At 59.0% G+C, this 19,164-nt stretch carries 22 protein-coding genes; 6 read left to right on the top strand and 16 right to left on the bottom strand.

Features of this window, described 5'->3' with window-relative positions; translation table 11 throughout:
• The first annotated feature begins 7 nt into the window (after positions 1 to 7).
• The 5 genes from AAE484_RS13485 to fabB all read left to right on the top strand — a co-directional run bounded on the left by AAE484_RS13485 (position 8) and on the right by fabB (position 6,007).
• Entirely contained in the window at positions 8 to 1,267 is a 1,260-nt protein-coding gene (locus tag AAE484_RS13485; protein WP_341938930.1) for an ABC transporter permease, read from the top strand.
• 48 nt (positions 1,268 to 1,315) lie between these two features.
• Entirely contained in the window at positions 1,316 to 2,389 is a 1,074-nt protein-coding gene (locus AAE484_RS13480; RefSeq protein ID WP_341938929.1) for an efflux RND transporter periplasmic adaptor subunit, read from the top strand.
• Positions 2,390 to 2,965: 576 nt separating this feature from the next.
• On the top strand, positions 2,966 to 3,928 hold the full coding sequence (locus AAE484_RS13475) for a polyprenyl synthetase family protein (RefSeq protein WP_341938928.1): 963 nt from the start codon (positions 2,966 to 2,968) through the stop codon (positions 3,926 to 3,928).
• A gap of 203 nt (positions 3,929 to 4,131) precedes the next feature.
• The gene (gene fabA, locus AAE484_RS13470; RefSeq protein ID WP_341938927.1) at positions 4,132 to 4,656 is read left to right on the top strand and encodes a 3-hydroxyacyl-[acyl-carrier-protein] dehydratase FabA; all 525 of its coding nucleotides are present in this window, start codon (positions 4,132 to 4,134) and stop codon (positions 4,654 to 4,656) included.
• Positions 4,657 to 4,795: 139 nt separating this feature from the next.
• Positions 4,796 to 6,007, top strand: a complete 1,212-nt coding sequence (fabB, locus tag AAE484_RS13465; RefSeq protein ID WP_341938926.1) for a beta-ketoacyl-ACP synthase I — start codon at positions 4,796 to 4,798, stop codon at positions 6,005 to 6,007.
• Between the two features lie 12 nt (positions 6,008 to 6,019).
• Here fabB and AAE484_RS13460 read toward each other — a convergent pair whose 3' ends face one another.
• The 3 genes from AAE484_RS13460 to AAE484_RS13450 all read right to left on the bottom strand — a co-directional run bounded on the left by AAE484_RS13460 (position 6,020) and on the right by AAE484_RS13450 (position 8,886).
• Positions 6,020 to 6,871 carry a sugar nucleotide-binding protein gene (locus tag AAE484_RS13460; RefSeq protein ID WP_341938925.1) on the bottom strand — a complete coding sequence of 284 codons (852 nt, stop codon included), beginning with the start codon at positions 6,869 to 6,871 and terminating at the stop codon, positions 6,020 to 6,022.
• Positions 6,872 to 6,903: 32 nt separating this feature from the next.
• A complete protein-coding gene (ssb, locus tag AAE484_RS13455; protein WP_341938924.1) occupies positions 6,904 to 7,452 on the bottom strand; it encodes a single-stranded DNA-binding protein in 549 nt (182 codons plus the stop codon).
• A 63-nt stretch (positions 7,453 to 7,515) separates the two neighbouring features.
• Entirely contained in the window at positions 7,516 to 8,886 is a 1,371-nt protein-coding gene (locus tag AAE484_RS13450; protein ID WP_341938923.1) for an MFS transporter, read from the bottom strand.
• A 202-nt stretch (positions 8,887 to 9,088) separates the two neighbouring features.
• Here AAE484_RS13450 and uvrA point away from each other — a divergent pair, with 202 nt between their 5' ends.
• Complete coding sequence (gene uvrA, locus AAE484_RS13445) at positions 9,089 to 11,938, top strand: excinuclease ABC subunit UvrA (protein ID WP_341938922.1); 2,850 nt, start codon at positions 9,089 to 9,091, stop codon at positions 11,936 to 11,938.
• Between the two features lie 119 nt (positions 11,939 to 12,057).
• Here uvrA and rplQ read toward each other — a convergent pair whose 3' ends face one another.
• The 13 genes from rplQ to rpsH all read right to left on the bottom strand — a co-directional run bounded on the left by rplQ (position 12,058) and on the right by rpsH (position 19,158).
• Positions 12,058 to 12,471, bottom strand: a complete 414-nt coding sequence (gene rplQ / locus AAE484_RS13440; protein WP_341938921.1) for a 50S ribosomal protein L17 — start codon at positions 12,469 to 12,471, stop codon at positions 12,058 to 12,060.
• 81 nt (positions 12,472 to 12,552) lie between these two features.
• On the bottom strand, positions 12,553 to 13,542 hold the full coding sequence (locus tag AAE484_RS13435; protein WP_341938920.1) for a DNA-directed RNA polymerase subunit alpha: 990 nt from the start codon (positions 13,540 to 13,542) through the stop codon (positions 12,553 to 12,555).
• A 26-nt stretch (positions 13,543 to 13,568) separates the two neighbouring features.
• Positions 13,569 to 14,189, bottom strand: coding sequence for a 30S ribosomal protein S4 (rpsD, locus tag AAE484_RS13430; RefSeq protein WP_341938919.1), 621 nt, complete (start codon positions 14,187 to 14,189; stop codon positions 13,569 to 13,571).
• Positions 14,190 to 14,201: 12 nt separating this feature from the next.
• Positions 14,202 to 14,597 carry a 30S ribosomal protein S11 gene (rpsK, locus tag AAE484_RS13425; protein ID WP_341938918.1) on the bottom strand — a complete coding sequence of 132 codons (396 nt, stop codon included), beginning with the start codon at positions 14,595 to 14,597 and terminating at the stop codon, positions 14,202 to 14,204.
• 52 nt (positions 14,598 to 14,649) lie between these two features.
• Positions 14,650 to 15,006, bottom strand: a complete 357-nt coding sequence (gene rpsM, locus AAE484_RS13420; protein WP_341938917.1) for a 30S ribosomal protein S13 — start codon at positions 15,004 to 15,006, stop codon at positions 14,650 to 14,652.
• Between the two features lie 186 nt (positions 15,007 to 15,192).
• The gene (gene rpmJ, locus AAE484_RS13415; protein WP_341938916.1) at positions 15,193 to 15,309 is read right to left on the bottom strand and encodes a 50S ribosomal protein L36; all 117 of its coding nucleotides are present in this window, start codon (positions 15,307 to 15,309) and stop codon (positions 15,193 to 15,195) included.
• Between the two features lie 22 nt (positions 15,310 to 15,331).
• Positions 15,332 to 16,669: a preprotein translocase subunit SecY gene (gene secY, locus AAE484_RS13410; RefSeq protein WP_341938915.1), complete on the bottom strand. Its 1,338-nt coding sequence runs from the start codon at positions 16,667 to 16,669 to the stop codon at positions 15,332 to 15,334.
• A gap of 11 nt (positions 16,670 to 16,680) precedes the next feature.
• Complete coding sequence (rplO, locus tag AAE484_RS13405) at positions 16,681 to 17,115, bottom strand: 50S ribosomal protein L15 (protein ID WP_341938914.1); 435 nt, start codon at positions 17,113 to 17,115, stop codon at positions 16,681 to 16,683.
• A 1-nt stretch (position 17,116) separates the two neighbouring features.
• On the bottom strand, positions 17,117 to 17,302 hold the full coding sequence (gene rpmD, locus AAE484_RS13400; protein WP_341938913.1) for a 50S ribosomal protein L30: 186 nt from the start codon (positions 17,300 to 17,302) through the stop codon (positions 17,117 to 17,119).
• A 37-nt stretch (positions 17,303 to 17,339) separates the two neighbouring features.
• On the bottom strand, positions 17,340 to 17,849 hold the full coding sequence (gene rpsE, locus AAE484_RS13395) for a 30S ribosomal protein S5 (RefSeq protein ID WP_341938912.1): 510 nt from the start codon (positions 17,847 to 17,849) through the stop codon (positions 17,340 to 17,342).
• 10 nt (positions 17,850 to 17,859) lie between these two features.
• Positions 17,860 to 18,210 (bottom strand): 50S ribosomal protein L18, encoded by a 351-nt coding sequence (rplR, locus tag AAE484_RS13390; protein WP_341938911.1) that lies wholly within the window; start codon positions 18,208 to 18,210, stop codon positions 17,860 to 17,862.
• A gap of 9 nt (positions 18,211 to 18,219) precedes the next feature.
• The gene (gene rplF, locus AAE484_RS13385) at positions 18,220 to 18,753 is read right to left on the bottom strand and encodes a 50S ribosomal protein L6 (protein WP_341938910.1); all 534 of its coding nucleotides are present in this window, start codon (positions 18,751 to 18,753) and stop codon (positions 18,220 to 18,222) included.
• Between the two features lie 12 nt (positions 18,754 to 18,765).
• The gene (gene rpsH / locus AAE484_RS13380) at positions 18,766 to 19,158 is read right to left on the bottom strand and encodes a 30S ribosomal protein S8 (protein WP_341938909.1); all 393 of its coding nucleotides are present in this window, start codon (positions 19,156 to 19,158) and stop codon (positions 18,766 to 18,768) included.
• Positions 19,159 to 19,164 lie beyond the last annotated feature (6 nt).

Here is a 19,164-nt window from a genome sequence, read left to right as displayed (position 1 = left end):
CAACCCCATGTTTGATCTGGAAAAATGGCAGGAGATCCTGTCGACCCTCAAGCAGCACAAGCTGCGCACCGGCCTGACCGCGTTCGGCGTCTTCTGGGGCATTTTCATGCTGGTCATTCTGCTGGGCGCCGGCAAAGGCCTGGAAAATGGCATGACCTCCAATTTCGGTCAGGTCACCAACTCGATCGTCATCTGGTCCGGACGCCCCACCCAACTCCCCTACGCCGGGCTGCCCCAGGGCCGACGCATCACCCTCAAGCCGGCCGATGTCGAGCTGATCCGCTCGCGCATCCCCGAGGTGGGCTATGCCGGAGGCTTCAACCGGCTCGGGGGCTGGGGCAATGAGCAGTATATTGTCCGGGACGACAACAGCGGCACTTTCTCCGTGCGCGGCTCCCAGCCGGGCCAGGCCTATCTGCACTCGCTCAATATCGAGGGTCGGTTCATCAACCAGCTCGATTACGACGAGAAGCGCAAGATTGCCATCATCGGACGCGGGGTTCAGGAAGTGTTGTTCGCCCCCTGGGAAGAGCCCATCGGCCAGGACATCAATATCCACGGGGTGAATTTCACCGTGGTGGGCACCTTCACCTCCATGACAACTGGCGACAATGCGGCCAATGAGGAGGAGGCGATTTTCATCCCCAACCGCACCCTGCGCCACGCCTTCAACCAGGCCGGCTGGATCGGCAACATCACCCTGGTTCCCAAGCCGGGGCACGATGCCGCCATGGTCGAAGAGAAAGTCAAAACCCTGCTCAAGGAGTACCACCGTGTGCACCCGGACGATCGGGCGGTATTCGGTAGCTGGAACATGCAGGAGTTCTACGACCGGATTCAGGGATTGTTTACCGGCATTCAGGTTTTCAGCTGGATTGTGGCCATCGGCACCATTCTCGCGGGCGTCATCGGTGTGGGCAATATCATGCTCATCGTGGTGAAAGAGCGCACCCGCGAAATTGGCCTGCGCAAGGCTCTGGGTTCCACGCCCGGCGCCATCGTCAGCATGATTGTCCAGGAGGCACTGGTGATCACCGGTTTTGCCGGCTACCTGGGCCTGGTCGCCGGGGTGTTTGCGCTGGAGGGCGTCAATGCCTATCTGCAGAGCATCGGCGCCAGCGGTAACACGTTTCAGCGCCCCGAAATCGATTTTTCCACGGCACTGGTCGCCATCGGCGTCTTGATGCTGGCGGGTCTGCTCGCCGCGCTACTGCCGGCGGCCAAGGCGGCGCGAGTCAATCCGATCGTTGCCCTACAGGATGAATGATCTGTCTTTATTACCCGAACAGCCGACGCTTGTTCACAAGGAGTCACCATGAAGAAAGTTGTTTCCATCGGCGCACTGGTACTGTTGCTTGCCCTGTTTGTGTGGACCACCTGGTTTCTGTATCAGAAATCCCAGGAGCCGCCCGTGGTGCATCAGACCGATAAGCCGTTCATTACCGACATTGTCACCAAGACGGTCGCCATCGGGACCATCGTGCCGCGTCAGGAGATCAATATTAAATCCCAGGTCTCCGGGGTCGTGGACGAACTCTACATGGACGGCGGAGAACAGGTGAGCGAGGGCGATCTGATTGCCCGGATCAAGCTGATTCCCGATATGGAACACCTCAATCAGGCCCAATCCCAGCTGCAGACGGCGCGCATCAACCTGCGCAACACCGAACGGGAGCTGCAACGCCAGAAACGGCTGTTTGAGCAGAACCTGATTTCCGAGTCCGAGTACAACAGCTTTCTGCTCAGCTACGAGCTGCAGCAGGAGTCCGTGGCCGCGGCCGAGAACAATGTGTCACTGATCACCGAAGGGGCGACCACCAGCGCCGATCAAACCTCCAACCGGGTGCGCGCCACCACCAGTGGCATGGTGCTGGATGTGCCGGTCAAGGAGGGGGTGTTTGTGATTGAGTCCAACACCTTCAACGAAGGCACCACCATTGCCATCATTGCCGACATGACCGATCTGATCTTTGAGGGTCAGGTGGATGAGTCGGAAGTGGGCAATCTGCGCGAGGGCATGGAGTTGATCCTGAACATCGGTGCGCTGGATGGCGAGACCTTTCCCGCCACGCTGGAGTACATTTCTCCCAAGGGGATCGAGGATCAGGGCACCATCAACTTCGAGATCCGGGCGGCGATCAAGCTGGAGGAGGACGATTTCCTGCGCGCCGGCTACAGCGCCAACGCGGATATCATCATGGCCCAGAAGGAGGAGGTGCTGGCGATCAATGAGGGCAATCTGCTGTTTGAGGAGGATGGCCGGTTTGTCGAGGTTGAGGTGGGCGAGCAGCAATTTGAAAAGCGCCGGGTGAAGACGGGCATTTCCGATGGGATCAATATCGAGATTCTCGAGGGGCTTGATCTGGGTGATGCTATTAAAAGGCAGTAGGACCAACCATCAATAACAGTCAGAGAGACCGGTCGCTTTGGGGATGCCCTAGATACAGTGGTTTTGAACTTCAGTGATTGCTTCACGTCCGGCCCGCTTCGGGGTGGACCGTTCCAAGACACGTAGCGAGTACATCCCTGTAACTCGTCAACACTAGTCCCGCGGTTGACGGTCTTGGAACGGTCCACCCCAAATCGGGCCTCTGAGCCTTGTAGATATAATCCCTCCAGCAATAATTTTGTGGCCTGATACCCTCATGGCAGGTGCGCTGTCGCTTACCAGCCCTACAGGCTCGCACGGCGGGCCCTACAATGTGCGGAGGACCGATCTGGGGTAAGGTCTTCCCGGACCGTCACCGACAGGATGTCGGTGGAGAGGCCCCAAGGATGGGTTTACGCCGTGTCCGGGAAGACCTTACCCCTGAGCGGGCCGGGCGTGAAGCAATCACTGAAATTCATAGATACTCTATCTAGGGCACAGAGACCTATCGAAGGCAGGGATGCCACCGGGATTCTTGACAGCACCCCCGCCCCTGCCTAGGATGCCATTCCTTATCAGTAACAGAGCCCTAGCCCCATGCTGCCTTTTCATCAGGTTGTTGCCGACGACTTTGAAGCCGTCAACCAGCGCATACTCGAACAGCTGCACTCCGACGTTGAACTGGTCGAAAACATCGGCCACTACCTCATTGAAGCCGGCGGCAAACGGCTCCGGCCCCTCATGGTTCTGCTCACCACCCGCGCGCTCGATTATCAAGGGCGCGACCACCTCGACCTGGCCGCGATCATCGAATTCATCCACACCGCCACCCTGCTCCACGACGACGTCGTCGACACCTCCGACCGGCGCCGCGGGCGGCTGACCGCCAACGCCCAGTGGGGCAACGCCCCCGCCGTTCTGGTGGGCGACTTTCTGTACTCGCGCGCCTTTCAGATGATGGTGGCCATCGGCCGCATGGACATCATGTCGGTGCTGTCCGAGACCACCAACCGCATTGCCGAGGGTGAAGTCCAACAGCTGGTCAATGCCAAGGATCCCGCCGTTACCGAAGAGAACTATTTCTCGGTCATCGACAAAAAAACCGCCATCCTGTTTGCCTCCGCCTGTGAAGTGGCTGCGCTGTTGAGTGACGCCTCCAAAGCGCAGCGCAAAGCGCTGCGCGCCTACGGCCACCATGTGGGCATGGCGTTCCAGCTGATGGACGATGCCCTCGACTACCGGGGCGATGCGCAGACGCTGGGCAAGAATGTGGGGGATGATCTGGCCGAGGGCAAACCCACCCTGCCACTCATCTACGCCATGGAGAACGGTTCACCGGAACAATCCAGCCTGGTCGCGAGCGCCATCCGTTCGGGCGATGCCAGCCAGTTGCCCCAGGTGCTGGAAATCGTCAACGCCACCGGCGCCATGGAGTACACCCTGGGCCGGGCCCACAAGCAGGTAGAGCGTGCCCGGGCCCAGCTGTCGGGGCTGCCGGACAGCCGCTACACTCAGGCCATGGCCGAGGTCGCCGATTTTGCCCTGGCACGCAGCCACTAGCGCATAGCCACCCCAGACTGGTGGTGACACCGGCGGCCACATTTTGAACAGCCCGCTAGACAAGCTCCACACAGTCGGTAGAATGGCGAACTTTGCCGCACCAATTGCGACCCGAATAGCCTTCCGGACGCTGATGAGCCGCTGTCCGGACGCCGATTTGCCAAACAGCCAAATAGCCAATTAGAGAGAACCGAGCCGAAACTATGAACGCCTTTGCCCAGAAAAATGCCTACAACCGCGACGAACTGCTCGAGTGTGGCCACGGCCGCCTGTTTGGTCCCGGAAACGCGCAGCTCCCTGTACCCAACATGCTGATGCTCGACCGCATTGCTCACATCAGTGAAACGGGCGGCGAATTCGGCAAAGGCGAGATCATCGCTGAGCTCGACATCACGCCAGATCTGTGGTTTTTCGATTGCCACTTCCCCGGTGACCCGGTCATGCCCGGCTGCCTGGGCCTGGACGCCATGTGGCAGCTGGTAGGCTTCTTTCTGGGCTGGAAGGGAAACCCCGGCAAGGGCCGGGCCCTGGGCTGCGGTGAGGTCAAGTTCACTGGCCAGATCCTGCCGACCGCCAAGCAGATCACCTACCATATCAACCTCAAACGTGTGATCGAGCGCAAGCTGGTCATGGGGATCGCCGATGGCCGCGTTTCCGTGGACGGCAAGGATATTTACTTCGCCAAAGACCTGCGGGTTGGCCTGTTTCAGAACACCGATTCGTTCTAGAACGCGTCAGCGACCCCCCGGTTTGACGCTAAACTTTCTGCGTCGGGCGGGGTCGAACACAGTCAACGACCGGCTGATTTGTGTGGCATAATGGCGCCCACAGCTTCCGCTACAATCAGAGAGAATCAAGAGGTAGCCTATGAAACGCGTTGTAGTTACCGGCATGGGCATCGTGTCCTGCTTAGGTAATGAGATCGCCACCGTGCTTGAGGCACTGCGCGAGGGCCGCTCCGGCATCACATTCCAGGAAACCTATGCCGAGATGGGCTTCCGCAGCCAGGTGGCGGGCTCCATCGATATCGACCTGAAAGAGTGCATCGATCGCAAGGTGCTGCGCTTTATGGGTGACGCGGCCGCTTATGCCTACATTTCCATGGATCAGGCCATTGCCGATGCCGGGCTGGATGAGTCGCTGGTTTCCAACGAACGCACCGGGATCATCATGGGCTCCGGCGGCGCCTCATCCAAGAACCTGGTCGAGGCGGCCGATGTGCTGCGCGAGAAAGGGCTCAAACGCGTAGGCCCCTACCGGGTGACCCAGACCATGGGCAGCACCACCTCGGCCTGCCTGGCGACGCCCTTCAAGATCCGCGGCGTGAACTACTCCATTTCCTCGGCCTGCGCCACCAGCGCCCACTGTATCGGCACCGCCATGGAGCAGATCCAGCTGGGCAAGCAGGACATCGTCTTTGCCGGCGGTGGCGAGGAAGAGCACTGGTCACTGACCTGCCTGTTTGACGCCATGGGCGCGCTGTCAACCAAGTACAACGATACCCCGGACAAGGCCTCCCGCGCCTACGATGCCAGCCGCGACGGCTTTGTCATCGCCGGTGGTGGCGGCTGCCTGGTCCTGGAAGAGTACGAGCACGCCAAGGCCCGCGGAGCGAAGATCTACGCGGAGCTGGTGGGTTATGGCGCCAATTCCGACGGCTACGACATGGTGGCCCCCTCGGGCGAGGGCGCTCAGCGCTGCATGAAGCAGGCGCTGGCCACCACCGACGGCCCCGTGGACTACATCAACTCCCACGGCACCAGCACCCCCGTCGGCGACCTGGCCGAGCTCAAGGCCGTGCGCGCCACCTTCAGCGACAAGATTCCGGCCATCAGCTCCACCAAATCGCTGACCGGGCATTCTCTGGGCGCGACCGGCGTACAGGAGGCCATCTACAGCCTGCTGATGATGCAGAACGACTTTATCTGCGCCTCGGCGAATATCGATCAGCTGGATGATGAAGCCGAAGGTCTGCCGATCGTGACCGAGCGTCGGGACAACGTGAAGCTCGAGCGCGTCATGTCCAACAGCTTTGGTTTTGGCGGGACGAACGCCTGCCTGATTTTCCAGCGGATCTAAACCAGCCAGCGGCTAATCTCTGTTCTGATGCAGCCACTGCTTGATCATGGGAACCAGACTCGGTTCCCATGATCGGGTCTGCACGCCAAAATTGTCCCGCACCCGCCGACAGCTGAGCACCGCGCTCACCGGTTCATCCTCAGGCAACGAATCCAGTCGGGTCAGCATGGGCTCGGCGGGCAACGCCTCCAACTGGCGCAACACGTCGACCACCTGGGCCGCCAGTTCCGCCTGCGAGCAGGCACCAGTGCTGCAATAGTGGAGGGTCCCCCAGTTTTCCGCGCCACAGCTGACCTGCTTCACCAGCGCTACCGCCACCCGGGCCACGTCTGACAGAGCCGTGGGCGCCCCTCTCAGCCGGGCATTCACCATGACCGCCTCGCTGGAGTACAGCTGAGTCAGCAGGCGGGTCAGCAGGTTGTCGCCGTGACTGTCCAGTAGCCAGCTCAGGCGCAAAATCAGCCTCTGCGGCAGGTTGGCCTCCAGTGCCTGCTCGGCAGCAAGCCAGGCCCGGCCGGTGTCACTCTGGGGGTTGGGTTCGTCGCGCTCGCTGTGACTGCTTTTATTGTCGCCACCGAATACGCGATAGCTGGAAAACTGCAACACGGGGGTTCCGCCGGGCTGGCAGGCACGCCCCAGTCCGGCCGCCGCGGCCTGCTGGAGTGTCCGTTCGCCCACATCGGGCAAATCCGACCAGCCCAGTGTGTTGATGACCAGGCCCGGGCGCAAATCCTGGATATAGTCGGCCACCGCGCTCGCACTGTGCCAGTCGAGCGCGTCGGGCCCGGAGGTCACCAGGCTGAAGGCCTCGCGCTCCAGCTCGTGCTCAAGCGCACGCCCCAGGGGGTTGGAAACATCAGTCAACAGCAGTTTCAAAAGAGAGTCAGACCGGCTTTCTAAAAGGGAATGTCGTCATCAAAGCTGTCGAAGCCGCCGGCGGGCTGCTGAGGGGGCTGCTGCGGCTGGTTGCCGCCCTGCCCTTGACCCTGCCCATAACCCTGGCCCTGGCCACCTTGCGGCGCATTGCTGCCATAGTCATTGCTGGGCCCCTGCTGAGCGGGCTGGTTGCCGTAGCCGCCACCGTAACCGGCATTGTCATTGCTACCGCCGCGGCCATCGAGCATCTGCATCTCACCGGCGACGATCTCAGTGGTGTAGCGATCCTGGCCGTCCTGACCCTGCCACTTGCGGGTACGCAGCGAGCCCTCGATGTACACTTTGCTGCCCTTCTTCAGGTATTCACCGGCAATTTCGGCCAGCCGGTTGAAAAACACCACCCGGTGCCACTCGGTCCGCTCCTGGGGCTGACCGGTCTGCTTGTCTTTCCACTGCTCACTGGTCGCCAGATTGACGTTGGTCACCGCCCCACCGGAGGGCATATAGCGGGTTTCCGGGTCGGCGCCCAGATTGCCTATGAGGATGACTTTGTTGATTCCCCGAGCCATGGTTTTCTCCTAAATTGTGATCGATCAGAATGGCCGTCAGGATACACCAGCCGACGGTAGCTGTCATCGCGGGATCACGCACTGTTCGGCAATCTCGGTCAGTTGATGACGATCCACACGACGCGGGTCGACTTTCAGGTAGGCCGTGCCTTCACTCTCCACTACCACCACCTCTTCAACGCCGGGCACTTCCGCCAGACGCTCACTGAACTCCTCGCTCACGCGCCCGTGCAAGGGAATCAACACGCTCGCCAGATAGCGGGGCGGGCGCATCCAGAGGGCGATCAAGCCCCAGGCCAGCGACAGGAGCGCCGCCAGAACCAGCAGGGCCGAATCGCCCCACCACTGCAGCAACAGCCCCCCGAGGGCACCCCCGACAAAGGCTCCAAAAAACTGACAGCTGGCGTAAATGCTGGTGGCCGTGCCCTTGCCGCCCGCCGGCGCGGTTTTGCTCACCAGCGAGGGCAGCGTCGCCTCCAGCAGGTTGAACGCCATGAAAAAGAAAAACAGCAGGGTCAGAACCAGCACCGGAGAGGGGGGTAAGTTGAGCGCCAGCAGGCAGGCGCCCAGCAGCGCAATCGCCCCGAGAAACACCGGCTTCATCCGCCGGTGCTTCTCAGCCAGAATGATGAACGGCAGCATCGCCACGAAAGCCCCCGCCAGCAGGGGCAGGTAGACGTACCAGTGGTCTTCGCGGGCCCGCCCCAGATCCTGCTCGAGCATGCCCGGCAGCACCAGAAACGCGGCCATGAGCACAAAATGCAGCACAAAGATGCCAAAGTTGAGCCTGAGCAGCTCCCGGTTGGCCAACACCTGCCGGATCAGCTCCGGCACGGCGCCCACGTCGCGTCGCCGCCGGGGTGGGCGCTGAACCGTCGGCACCAGGGCCCAGAGCACCCAGAGCCCCACCAGGCCCAGAAGCGACGTCAGCCAGAAGATGGCCGACATGCCACCCCAGGCCGCCAGCAGGGGGCCAATCACCAGCGCGAGCGAGAAGGACGCGCCGATGGCCGCGCCTATTGTCGCCATGGCTTTGGTGCGATTCTCCTCGGCGGTGAGATCCGCCAGCAGCGCCATCACCGCCCCGGCAATCGCTCCACCGCCCTGCAGCAGTCGACCCAGCACCAATTCGTACACCGTATCGGCCTGCGCGGCGACCACGCTGCCGATAGTGAACACTAACAAACCGGCGGCGATGACCGGCTTGCGACCGATACGATCGGAGAGGATGCCAAAGGGAATCTGCAGTAGCGCCTGGCTGAACCCGTAGGCCCCCAGCGCCAGGCCCAACAGCATGGGCGTGGCATGGCGGTAGTCGTCGCCGTAGAGCATGAGCACGGGCAGCACCATAAACAGCCCGAGCATGCGGAAGGCATACAGTAGCGCGAGCGATACCACGGTGCGGCGCTCAAATGGGATAGTGGCGGTCAGCAAAAACGGCTCCCGGCTTCAGGCATTAATAAAAGGGAGCCGGATTCTACCACAGGCAGAGACCATTCCTTTTCTTCTCGAACAGTCTTCCATCACGCTCAGCCGCTGCGGCATCACGGCCGAAACAGAATTCGTTTGCACACCGATGACCGGGCCGGGGGTGAAATGCGTATAATGTCGGGTTTTGATCGTTTCGGGAGAGACAATGGACACGATTCTGGTTCGCGGGGCCCGCACCCACAATCTGAAGAACATCGATCTGGACATTCCCCGGGACAAACTGGTGGTCATTACCGGCCTGTCCGGTTCGGGAAAGTCGTCACTCGCCTTTGATACCCTCTACGCCGAGGGCCAGCGGCGCTACGTGGAATCACTGTCCACCTACGCCCGGCAATTCCTTTCCATGATGGAAAAGCCCGACGTGGATCATGTCGAAGGCCTGAGTCCGGCCATCTCCATCGAACAGAAGTCCACGTCCCACAACCCCCGCTCCACCGTGGGCACCATCACCGAAATCTACGACTATCTGCGCCTGCTGTACGCCCGTGTCGGGGAGCCGCGCTGCCCGATTCACGGGGAGCCGCTGAGCGCCCAGACCGTCAGCGAAATGGTCGACTCGGTCCTTGCGCTGCCCGAGGGCACCAAGTTGATGCTGATGGCGCCGGTGATTCGCGACCGCAAGGGTGAGCACTTACATATCTTTGAGCAGCTCAAGCGCGAGGGCTTCATTCGGGCGCGGGTGGACAAGCTGCTGGTGGATCTGGACGACCTGCCCAAGCTGGACAAGAAAAAGAAGCATACGATTGAGGTGGTCGTGGACCGCTTCAAGGTGCGCCCGGATCTGCAGACCCGCCTGGCCGAGTCGTTCGAGACGGCGCTCAACCTGACCGAGGGGCTGGTGGGCATCAGTTTCATGGACGGCGAGCAGGAGGACCAGATGTTCTCCGCCAAACACGCCTGTCCCGTGTGCGATTACAGCCTGACCGAGCTGGAGCCGCGCCTGTTTTCATTCAACAATCCCGCCGGGGCCTGCCCCAGCTGCGATGGCCTGGGCGTGAACCAGTTTTTTGACGAGGCTCGTGTGGTGCAGAATCCGGACGCCTCTCTGGCGAGCGGGGCGATTCGCGGCTGGGATCAGCGCAACATCTACTACTATCACATGCTCGACTCACTGGCCGAGCACTACGGGTTTGAGATCGACACACCCTGGAAAGAGCTCAAGACCCGCGATCGGCGGGTCGTGCTCTACGGCTCGGGCGATGAGGAGATCGACTTCAGCTACATCAACGAGCGCGGCGATCAGTACAAACGTCGCCATCGCTTTGAGGGGGTATTGCCCAACATGGAGCGGCGCTATCGGGACACGGAATCGTCCTCGGTACGCGAAGAGCTCGCCAAATACATGTCCAGCCAACCCTGCCCGAGTTGCGGTGGTGGTCGCTTGCGCGAGGAGGCTCGCAATGTCTTCATCGACGAGCGCACCCTCCCCGAAATTGTCGACCTGCCCGTGGGGGGAGCCCACGACTACTTCAGTCAGTTGACGTTCACCGGTAGCCGCGGCCGCATTGCCGAGAAGATCCTCAAAGAGCTGCGCGAGCGGTTCCGCTTTCTGGTGGATGTGGGCCTTAACTACCTCACCCTGAGTCGCAGCGCCGACAGTCTGTCGGGCGGTGAGGCCCAGCGTATACGGCTGGCCAGTCAGATCGGCGCCGGGCTCGTGGGCGTGATGTACATTCTGGACGAGCCCTCCATTGGCCTGCACCAGCGCGATAATGAGCGCTTACTGCGCACGCTCAACCACCTGCGCGATATCGGCAATACCGTGATCGTGGTGGAGCACGACGAAGACGCCATCCGTCACGCGGACCACGTCATTGACATCGGCCCCGGTGCGGGTGTGCACGGGGGCGAAATCATTGCCCAGGGCGACGTCAACACCATCATGCAGACGCCCGGCTCCATAACCGGTGAGTACCTCAGCGGCAAACGCGAGATCGCGATTCCCGGGCAACGGCGCCCGATCGATCCCGAACGGGTCCTGCGTCTGAGCGGTGCCAGCGGCAACAACCTGCGCAACGTCACCATGGAGCTGCCCGTCGGTCTGATGACCTGCGTTACTGGTGTTTCCGGTTCGGGCAAGTCCACCCTGATCAACGCCACCCTGCATCCGCTGGCGGCCACTGAACTCAACGGCGCCACTACCCTCAAGGCGGCCCCCTACGAGAGCGTGGAAGGACTGGAGCTGTTCGACAAATGTGTCGATATCGACCAGAGCCCGATCGGACGCACCCCGCGCTCCAACCCCGCGACCTACACGGGCATTTTTACCCCCATCCGCGAGCTGTTCGCCGGTACGCAGGAAGCCCGCTCGCGCGGCTACAAGCCGGGACGGTTCAGCTTCAACGTTCGGGGTGGTCGCTGTGAGGCCTGTCAGGGGGATGGCGTGACCAAGGTGGAAATGCACTTCCTGCCGGATGTATTCGTGCCCTGTGACGTCTGCAAGGGCAAGCGCTACAACCGCGAGACGCTGGAAGTAAGGTACAAGGGCAAAAACATTCATGAGGTTCTGGAGCTCACAGTCGAAGAGGCGCGCACCTTCTTCGATGCCATCCCCGCCATCGCCAACCGCCTGCAGACACTGATGGATGTGGGGCTGTCCTACATCCATCTGGGGCAGGCGGCCACCACCCTCTCCGGGGGTGAGGCGCAACGGGTGAAGCTGTCCCGTGAGCTCTCCAAGCGCGATACCGGCCAGACCCTGTACATTCTGGATGAGCCTACCACCGGCCTGCACTTCTACGATATCGAGCAGTTGCTGACCGTACTGCACCGCCTGAGAGATCACGGCAATACCGTGGTCGTGATCGAGCATAACCTGGATGTGATCAAAACCGCCGACTGGCTGATTGATCTCGGACCCGAGGGGGGTTCCGGTGGTGGGGAGATCATTGCCACGGGAACACCCGAACAGGTGGCCCAGCTGGAACACTCCCACACCGGGCGCTTCCTGAAGCCCATGCTCGACGCCAATACCGCCCGCAAACAGGCCGGGTAATCACCCTTCGCACGGCCAGCAGGCCGTGCGGCAAGCCCCAACACGCAAAAAGCCAGGCACAAGGCCTGGCTTTTTGTGATGTCAGTGTTTCAGTGAGCCGGGACACCGGCCCAGCTGACTCACTGCTCGGCGGCTTCCGGGGTGTTGGACACCTCTTCTTCCACCTGCTCAACCTGCGGACGGTCTACCAGCTCGACGTAGGCCATTGGGGCCTTGTCGCCGGTGCGGTATCCACATTTGAGAATACGAATGTATCCACCCGGACGTGCTTCGTAGCGCGGACCCAATTCGCTGAACAATTTGCCGACGGCTTCTTTATCACGCAGACGGCTAAATGCCAGACGACGATTGGATACGCTGTCCTTTTTGGCCAAAGTGATGAGCGGCTCGGCAACGCGACGCAGCTCTTTCGCTTTGGGCAGGGTGGTTTTAATCAGCTCGTGCTCAACCAGAGACGCAGTCATATTGCGAAACATGGCTTTGCGGTGTGAGCTGTTACGATTCAGTTGACGGCCACTATGACGATGACGCATGACGCTAAACCCTTCACTAACGATCGCTTCACAGCGATCTCGTTGACCGCCGGCAATTGCCGGCGACGAAACAATTTATGATCAGTCTTCGTTTTTCAAACTGGCCGGTGGCCAATTTTCCAAACGCATACCAAGAGACAACCCACGAGAGGCGAGCACATCTTTAATCTCGGTCAGAGACTTCTTACCCAGATTCGGAGTCTTGAGCAGCTCAACTTCTGTGCGCTGAATCAGATCGCCGATGTAGTAGATGTTCTCTGCCTTCAGACAGTTGGCCGAGCGAACGGTCAGTTCCAGGTCGTCCACAGGACGCAACAGAACCGGATCGATCGCCTCTTCTTTCTCTTCTGGAGTCGACTGCTTCTCGGCTTCCAGGTCAACAAAGACAGCCAGCTGCTGCTGCAAGATGGTAGCCGCGCGGCGGATAGCCTCTTCCGGATCAATGGTACCGTTGGTTTCCAGATCCAGAACCAGCTTATCCAGGTCAGTACGCTGCTCCACTCGAGCCGCTTCGACCGAGTAGGACAGACGACGGACCGGGCTGTAGGTCGCATCCAATTGCAAGCGACCGATGGCACGGCTTTCATCGTCGTCCTGACGGCGTGTATCAGCCGGCTCGTACCCGCGGCCACGCGCGACGGTCAGGCGCATGTTGAGCTCGACATTACCCGTGATATTGGCAATCAGCAAATCGGGATTTTTGATCTCGATATCGTGATCGACCTGGATATCACCGGCGGTAACAACACCCGGGCCCTTCTTCTTCAGTGTCAGCACCGCACGGTCTTTGCCGTGCATGACAACAGCCACATTTTTAAGGTTGAGCAGGATTTCGATAACGTCTTCCCGCACACCCTCAATGTCACTGTATTCGTGCAATACACCGTCGATTTCCACCTCGGTAACGGCACAGCCCGCCATGGAGGAGAGCAGAATACGCCGCAGGGCATTGCCCAGAGTGTGACCGAAACCGCGCTCAAGCGGCTCCAGTACCACGCGCGCGTGGGACGGGCTATTTTCGGTCACATCGATATGACGCGGTGTCAAAAATTCGTTTACTGCAGTCTGCATAGCCACACCTGTTAGCGGTTAGTCCCTTACTTGGAGTAAAGCTCGACAATAAGGTTCTCGTTGATTTCAGCGGGCAACTCACTGCGATCGGGAACTCGGGTAAACACACCTTCCTTTTTGTCCGCGTTCACATCGATCCACTCGACGTTGCTGCGCTGGCCGGCAAGAGTCAACGCGCTCTGAATGCGCAGTTGATTACGGGCCTTCTCGCGAATAGCGACCACATCACCTTCCTTCACCTGGTAGGAGGGAATGTTCAGGGTCTTGCCGTTAACGCTGACAGCCTTGTGAGACACCAACTGACGCGATTCCGCGCGAGTTGAGCCAAAGCCCATCCGGTAGACGACATTGTCCAGGCGGCCTTCCAGCAGCTTCAACAGGTTCTCACCGGTTGCGCCCTTACGACGAGCCGCTTCTTTGTAGTAGCTGCGGAACTGCTTTTCCATCACACCGTAAGTGCGACGAACTTTCTGCTTTTCGCGCAACTGCACACCGTAATCCGACAGACGACCACGACGGGCGCCATGCTGACCGGGTACAGATTCCAGTTTACATTTTGAATCCAGGGCGCGGGCACCACTCTTCAGGAAGAGATCGGTACCTTCGCGGCGGGACAATTTACATGTTGGTCCAATATAACGAGCCATTATCTATTCCCCTTACACTCGACGTTTCTTGGGAGGACGGCAGCCGTTGTGCGGAATCGGCGTAACGTCGACAATATTGGTTATCTTGTAACCAACATTATTAAGTGCGCGAACTGCTGATTCGCGCCCGGGTCCGGGACCCTTCACTTCCACGTCGAGGTTCTTCAAACCGTATTCTTTCGCAGCTTCCCCGGCACGCTCCGCCGCAACCTGGGCGGCAAAAGGAGTACTCTTACGCGAACCGCGGAAACCTGACCCACCGGAGGTGGCCCAGCTCAGGGTGTTACCCTGACGGTCGGTAATGGTGACAATGGTGTTGTTAAAAGACGCGTGGATATGGGCTACCCCATCGACCACCGACTTTTTGATCTTCTTTTTCGTTGCGGTTTTATTACCTGGCTTCGCCATAGCAATCTCTTCCTAACCTGTAGTTACCGTAGTTTGAATGACTGGCGCCCGATTAACGTTTAATCGGCTTGCGCGGGCCCTTACGAGTACGTGCGTTGGTCTTGGTACGCTGACCATGTACCGGGAGGCTGCGACGGTGCCGCAGACCACGGTAGCAACCCAGGTCCATCAAACGCTTGATATTCATCGACACAACGCGACGCAAGTCACCTTCTACGGTGTGCTTGCCCAACTCGGCACGGATGGCGTCCAGCTGCTCTTCAGAGAGCGAACCCATCTTTTCATTCTCTGCGATGCCAGTGGCGGCGCAGATCTGCTGTGCTGTGGTACGGCCAACTCCATAGACGTAAGTCAGGGAGATAACCGCGTGCTTGTGGTCTGGTATGTTTACACCAGCAATACGGGCCATTCAAATTACTCCAGTAACACAAAAATTGCAGCGCTGACGGCAATATTCGCCATCCAACACCTCCAAAAGGCGCGCAAGGATAGCGATAAAATCACCAAAATGCAATATTAGCCTGAAGATTTCTCCTCAGACGACAGTCAACGCCCCCAAAAAGCCTTCCAGCCACCCGGCCGGAAGGCCAATTTCTTAACCCTGCCGCTGCTTATGACGAGGCTCAGCTTCGCAGATTACCCGCAGAACGCCGTTGCGCTTTACCATTTTGCAGTTGCGACAGATTTTTTTAACAGAAGCACGAACTTTCATGATCCTACCCTAATAGTGGGGATTAGCGCGTATTACCGCTACCATATCCCTTCAAGTTTGACTTCTTCATCAGCGATTCGTACTGATGAGACATCAGGTGCGCCTGAACCTGGGACATAAAGTCCATGACCACCACCACCACGATCAGCAGCGAGGTACCCCCCAGATAGAAGGGGACGTTAGCGGCCACCACCAGAAACTGGGGCATCAGACACACCGCCGACATATAGACAGCACCCACGACGGTCAAACGCGTCAGAACACTGTCAATATAACGTGCCGACTGCTCTCCCGGGCGAATCCCCGGGATGTAGGCGCCGGACTTCTTCAGGTTATCCGCCACTTCCTTCGGGTTGAACATCAACGCCGTATAGAAGAAGCAGAAGAACGAGATCAACGCAGCAAACAGCAGAATGTTCAGCGGCTGCCCGGGACCAATAGCCAGGGCGAGATCCTGGAGAAAGTCGCTGGCGAAACCGTCACCGCCTTCGCCGAACCACTGAGCAATAGAGGCCGGGAACAGCAGGATACTGCTTGCAAAAATGGCCGGAATCACGCCCGCCATATTGATCTTGAGCGGCAGATGACTGGTCTGCGCCGCATAGGCATTACGCCCCTGTTGGCGCTTGGCATAGTTGACGGTAATACGGCGTTGACCACGCTCGACCCGAACCACACCCCAGATCACGGCCAGAGCAATCACGGCGATCACGAGCAAGAGCAGCAGATGCAGGTCGCCCTGACGCGAGCTCTCGAACGCCTGCCCTACGGCACTGGGCAGCCCGGCGACAATACCGGCGAAGATCAGCATCGAAATACCGTTACCGATCCCCTTCTCAGTCACCTGTTCACCCAACCACATCATGAACACCGCGCCGGTGACCAGAGATGTGACGGCGATGAAGTGAAACGCAAAATCCGCTTCGCCGCCGTAGGCAAACCCGGAAAAGCTCACGGACATCGCCATGGCCTGAACGGTTGCCAATACCACGGTACCGTAACGGGTGTACTGATTGATCTTGCGACGCCCCGCGTCACCCTCTTTCTTCAGTTGCTCCAAAGAAGGCGTCACCGCCGTCATCAACTGCATGATGATCGAGGCTGAAATGTACGGCATGATGCCCAGAGCCAGAATACTCATACGCTCCAGAGCGCCACCGGAGAACATGTTGAACATGCCCAGGATAGTGCCCTGATTCTGGTTAAACAGGTTAGCGATTCGCTCTGGATCAAGCCCCGGTACCGGGATATGTGTCCCGATCCGGTAGACGATGATCGCCAGGAACAAAAAACGCAGGCGAGCCCAAAGCTCGCCTAAACCTTTTTGATTTGCTAACGGCTGATTACCGGGAGTTGCCATTGTGGCGCCCCTTACTCTTCGACTTTCCCGCCGGCTGCTTCAATGGCAGCCTTGGCACCCTTGGTGACAGCCAAACCTCTTACTGTAACCGCTTTGTTCAGTTCGCCTGACAAGAAGATCTTGGCTCGCTTCATGCTCGCACTGATCACGTCAGCCTGCTTCAGGGTCTCGATGTCAACCGTGTCGCCTTCGACTTTGTTCAGCTCAGACAAGCGAACTTCGGCGGTCACCCGGCCGATACGAGAGGTAAAGCCGTACTTCGGCAGCCGCTTCTGCAGCGGCATCTGACCGCCCTCAAAACCGGGAGCCACAGTACCACCAGAGCGAGATTTCAAACCTTTGTGACCGCGACCGGCGGTCTTGCCCAAGCCACTACCGATACCACGACCCACACGCTTCTTGTCGTGGGTGCTACCGGGGGCGGGGCTCAGCGTATTAAGACGCATTTTATTCTCCCTCTACCTTGACCAGATAGTTTACAGAATTAATCATCCCACGCACGGAGGGAGTATCTTCTACCTCGACGGTGTGGCCGATACGGCGCAAGCCCAAACCAGCCACACTGGCCTGGTGCTTTTTAAGGCGACCGGCCGCGCTCCGGGTCTGAGTCACTTTAATCATTTTCTTAGCCATGGTCGTATTCCGCAATCAAACAACTGGCGTGAGCCAATCAATTCAGGATATCTTCAACACTTTTACCGCGCTTCGCGGCAACCGCCTCCGGAGAGGACATTGCTTTGAGAGCGTTAAAAGTGGCACGAACGACGTTTACCGGATTGGTAGAGCCGTAACACTTGGACAGTACGTTCTGAACGCCGGCAATTTCCAGCACTGAACGCATCGCACCACCGGCAATCACACCAGTACCCTGAGAAGCGGGCTGCATGAAAACCTTGGAAGCGCCGTGACGGCCCTTCGTGGCGTACTGCAGTGTATCGCCATTTAAGTCCACGTCAATCATATTACGCCGGGCCGCTTCCATCGCCTTCTGGATGGCGACCGGCACTTCGCGTGCCTTGCCCCGGCCAAAGCCGACTTTACCGTTGCCATCGCCGACCACAGTCAGCGCGGTGAAGGCAAAGATACGACCACCTTTAACAGTCTTGGCAACCCGGTTAACTTGGACAAGCTTCTCTTGCATGCCTTCGTTGTTGCCTTCTTCTTTCTTCGCGTATGCCATATCTTAACCCTTAGAATTCCAGTCCAGCTTCACGCGCGGCATCGGCCAGAGCCTTGACCCGACCGTGATACTTGAAACCGCTGCGGTCGAACGCTACCCGGGAAATGCCGGCAGCTTTGGCGCGCTCTGCAATCAGAGCACCGACAGCTTGCGCCGCATCGCTGTTACCCGTCTTGCCCTGGCGCAGATCTTTGTCCAGAGTGGAGGCACTCGCGAGTACCCGACCACCGTCTTCGGCAATAACCTGCGCGTAGATGTGCCGCGGCGTGCGGTGCACTGCCAGACGGCTTACGTTCAATTCACGAATCTTGGCACGGGCACGACGCGCACGGCGAAGACGAGATTGCTTTTTATCGCTCATATCTTGGCCCTACTTCTTCTTGGCTTCTTTACGACGTACTTGTTCAGAAGCATAACGAACGCCTTTACCCTTGTAGGGCTCCGGCTCGCGCAGTGCGCGAATTTCCGATGCTACCTGACCGAGCTGCTGCTTATCAGCGCCCGTAAGTACAATCTCCGTCTGACTCGGGGTTTCAACCGATACACCTTCCGGTAAGGTGTAATCTACTGGCTGAGAGTAACCCAGAGACAGGTTTACAGTTTTACCCGTTGCTTTCACACGATAACCAACGCCGACCAACTGCAGCTTCTCTTCGAAGCCCTTATCGACGCCAGCCACCATGCTTCCGACCAGGGCACGCATGGTGCCGGCCAGAGCGCGGGACTGCTTGGCCCCATCACGCGCGGTGAACTTCAACAGGTTCTCTTCCTGTTTCACTTCAACCTTGTCGTGAATTTCCAGAGCCAACGTACCTTTTCCGCCTTTCACGCTAAGGCTCTGACCCTGAAGGGTGACCTTAACAGCGGACGGTACTTCAACCGGACTGTTTGCAACTCGTGACATGACGACTTCCCGTTAAAATACTGTGCAGAGGACTTCACCACCAACGCCAGCGGCGCGAGCGGCACGATCTGTCATTACACCTTTACTGGTAGAAACAATGGCCACACCCAGGCCACTGCGTACACTCGGCAGCGCCGTCTTACCGGCATAGCTGCGCAGGCCTGGACGGCTTACACGAGCCAGCTCGGCAATGACAGGTTTGCCCTCAAAATACTTCAGCTCAACGGTCAACTGGGGCTTGGCGCCCTCAGATACCGAGAAACTGTCAACGTAACCTTCACTCACCAGCACTTCGGCCACACTGGCTTTCAGTTTGGAGGAAGGCATGGTGACATTCGGCTTACCCACCTGCTGGGCATTTCGAATGCGAGTCAGCATATCGGCCAACGGATCTTGCATGCTCATCTGATT

The sequence above is a fragment of the Marinimicrobium sp. C2-29 genome (assembly GCF_038419845.1).
In the GTDB taxonomy this organism is placed as follows: domain Bacteria; phylum Pseudomonadota; class Gammaproteobacteria; order Pseudomonadales; family Cellvibrionaceae; genus Marinimicrobium.
The sequence above is the reverse complement of the archived record's forward strand: the minus strand, read 5'-3'. Positions and strand labels throughout refer to the sequence as shown.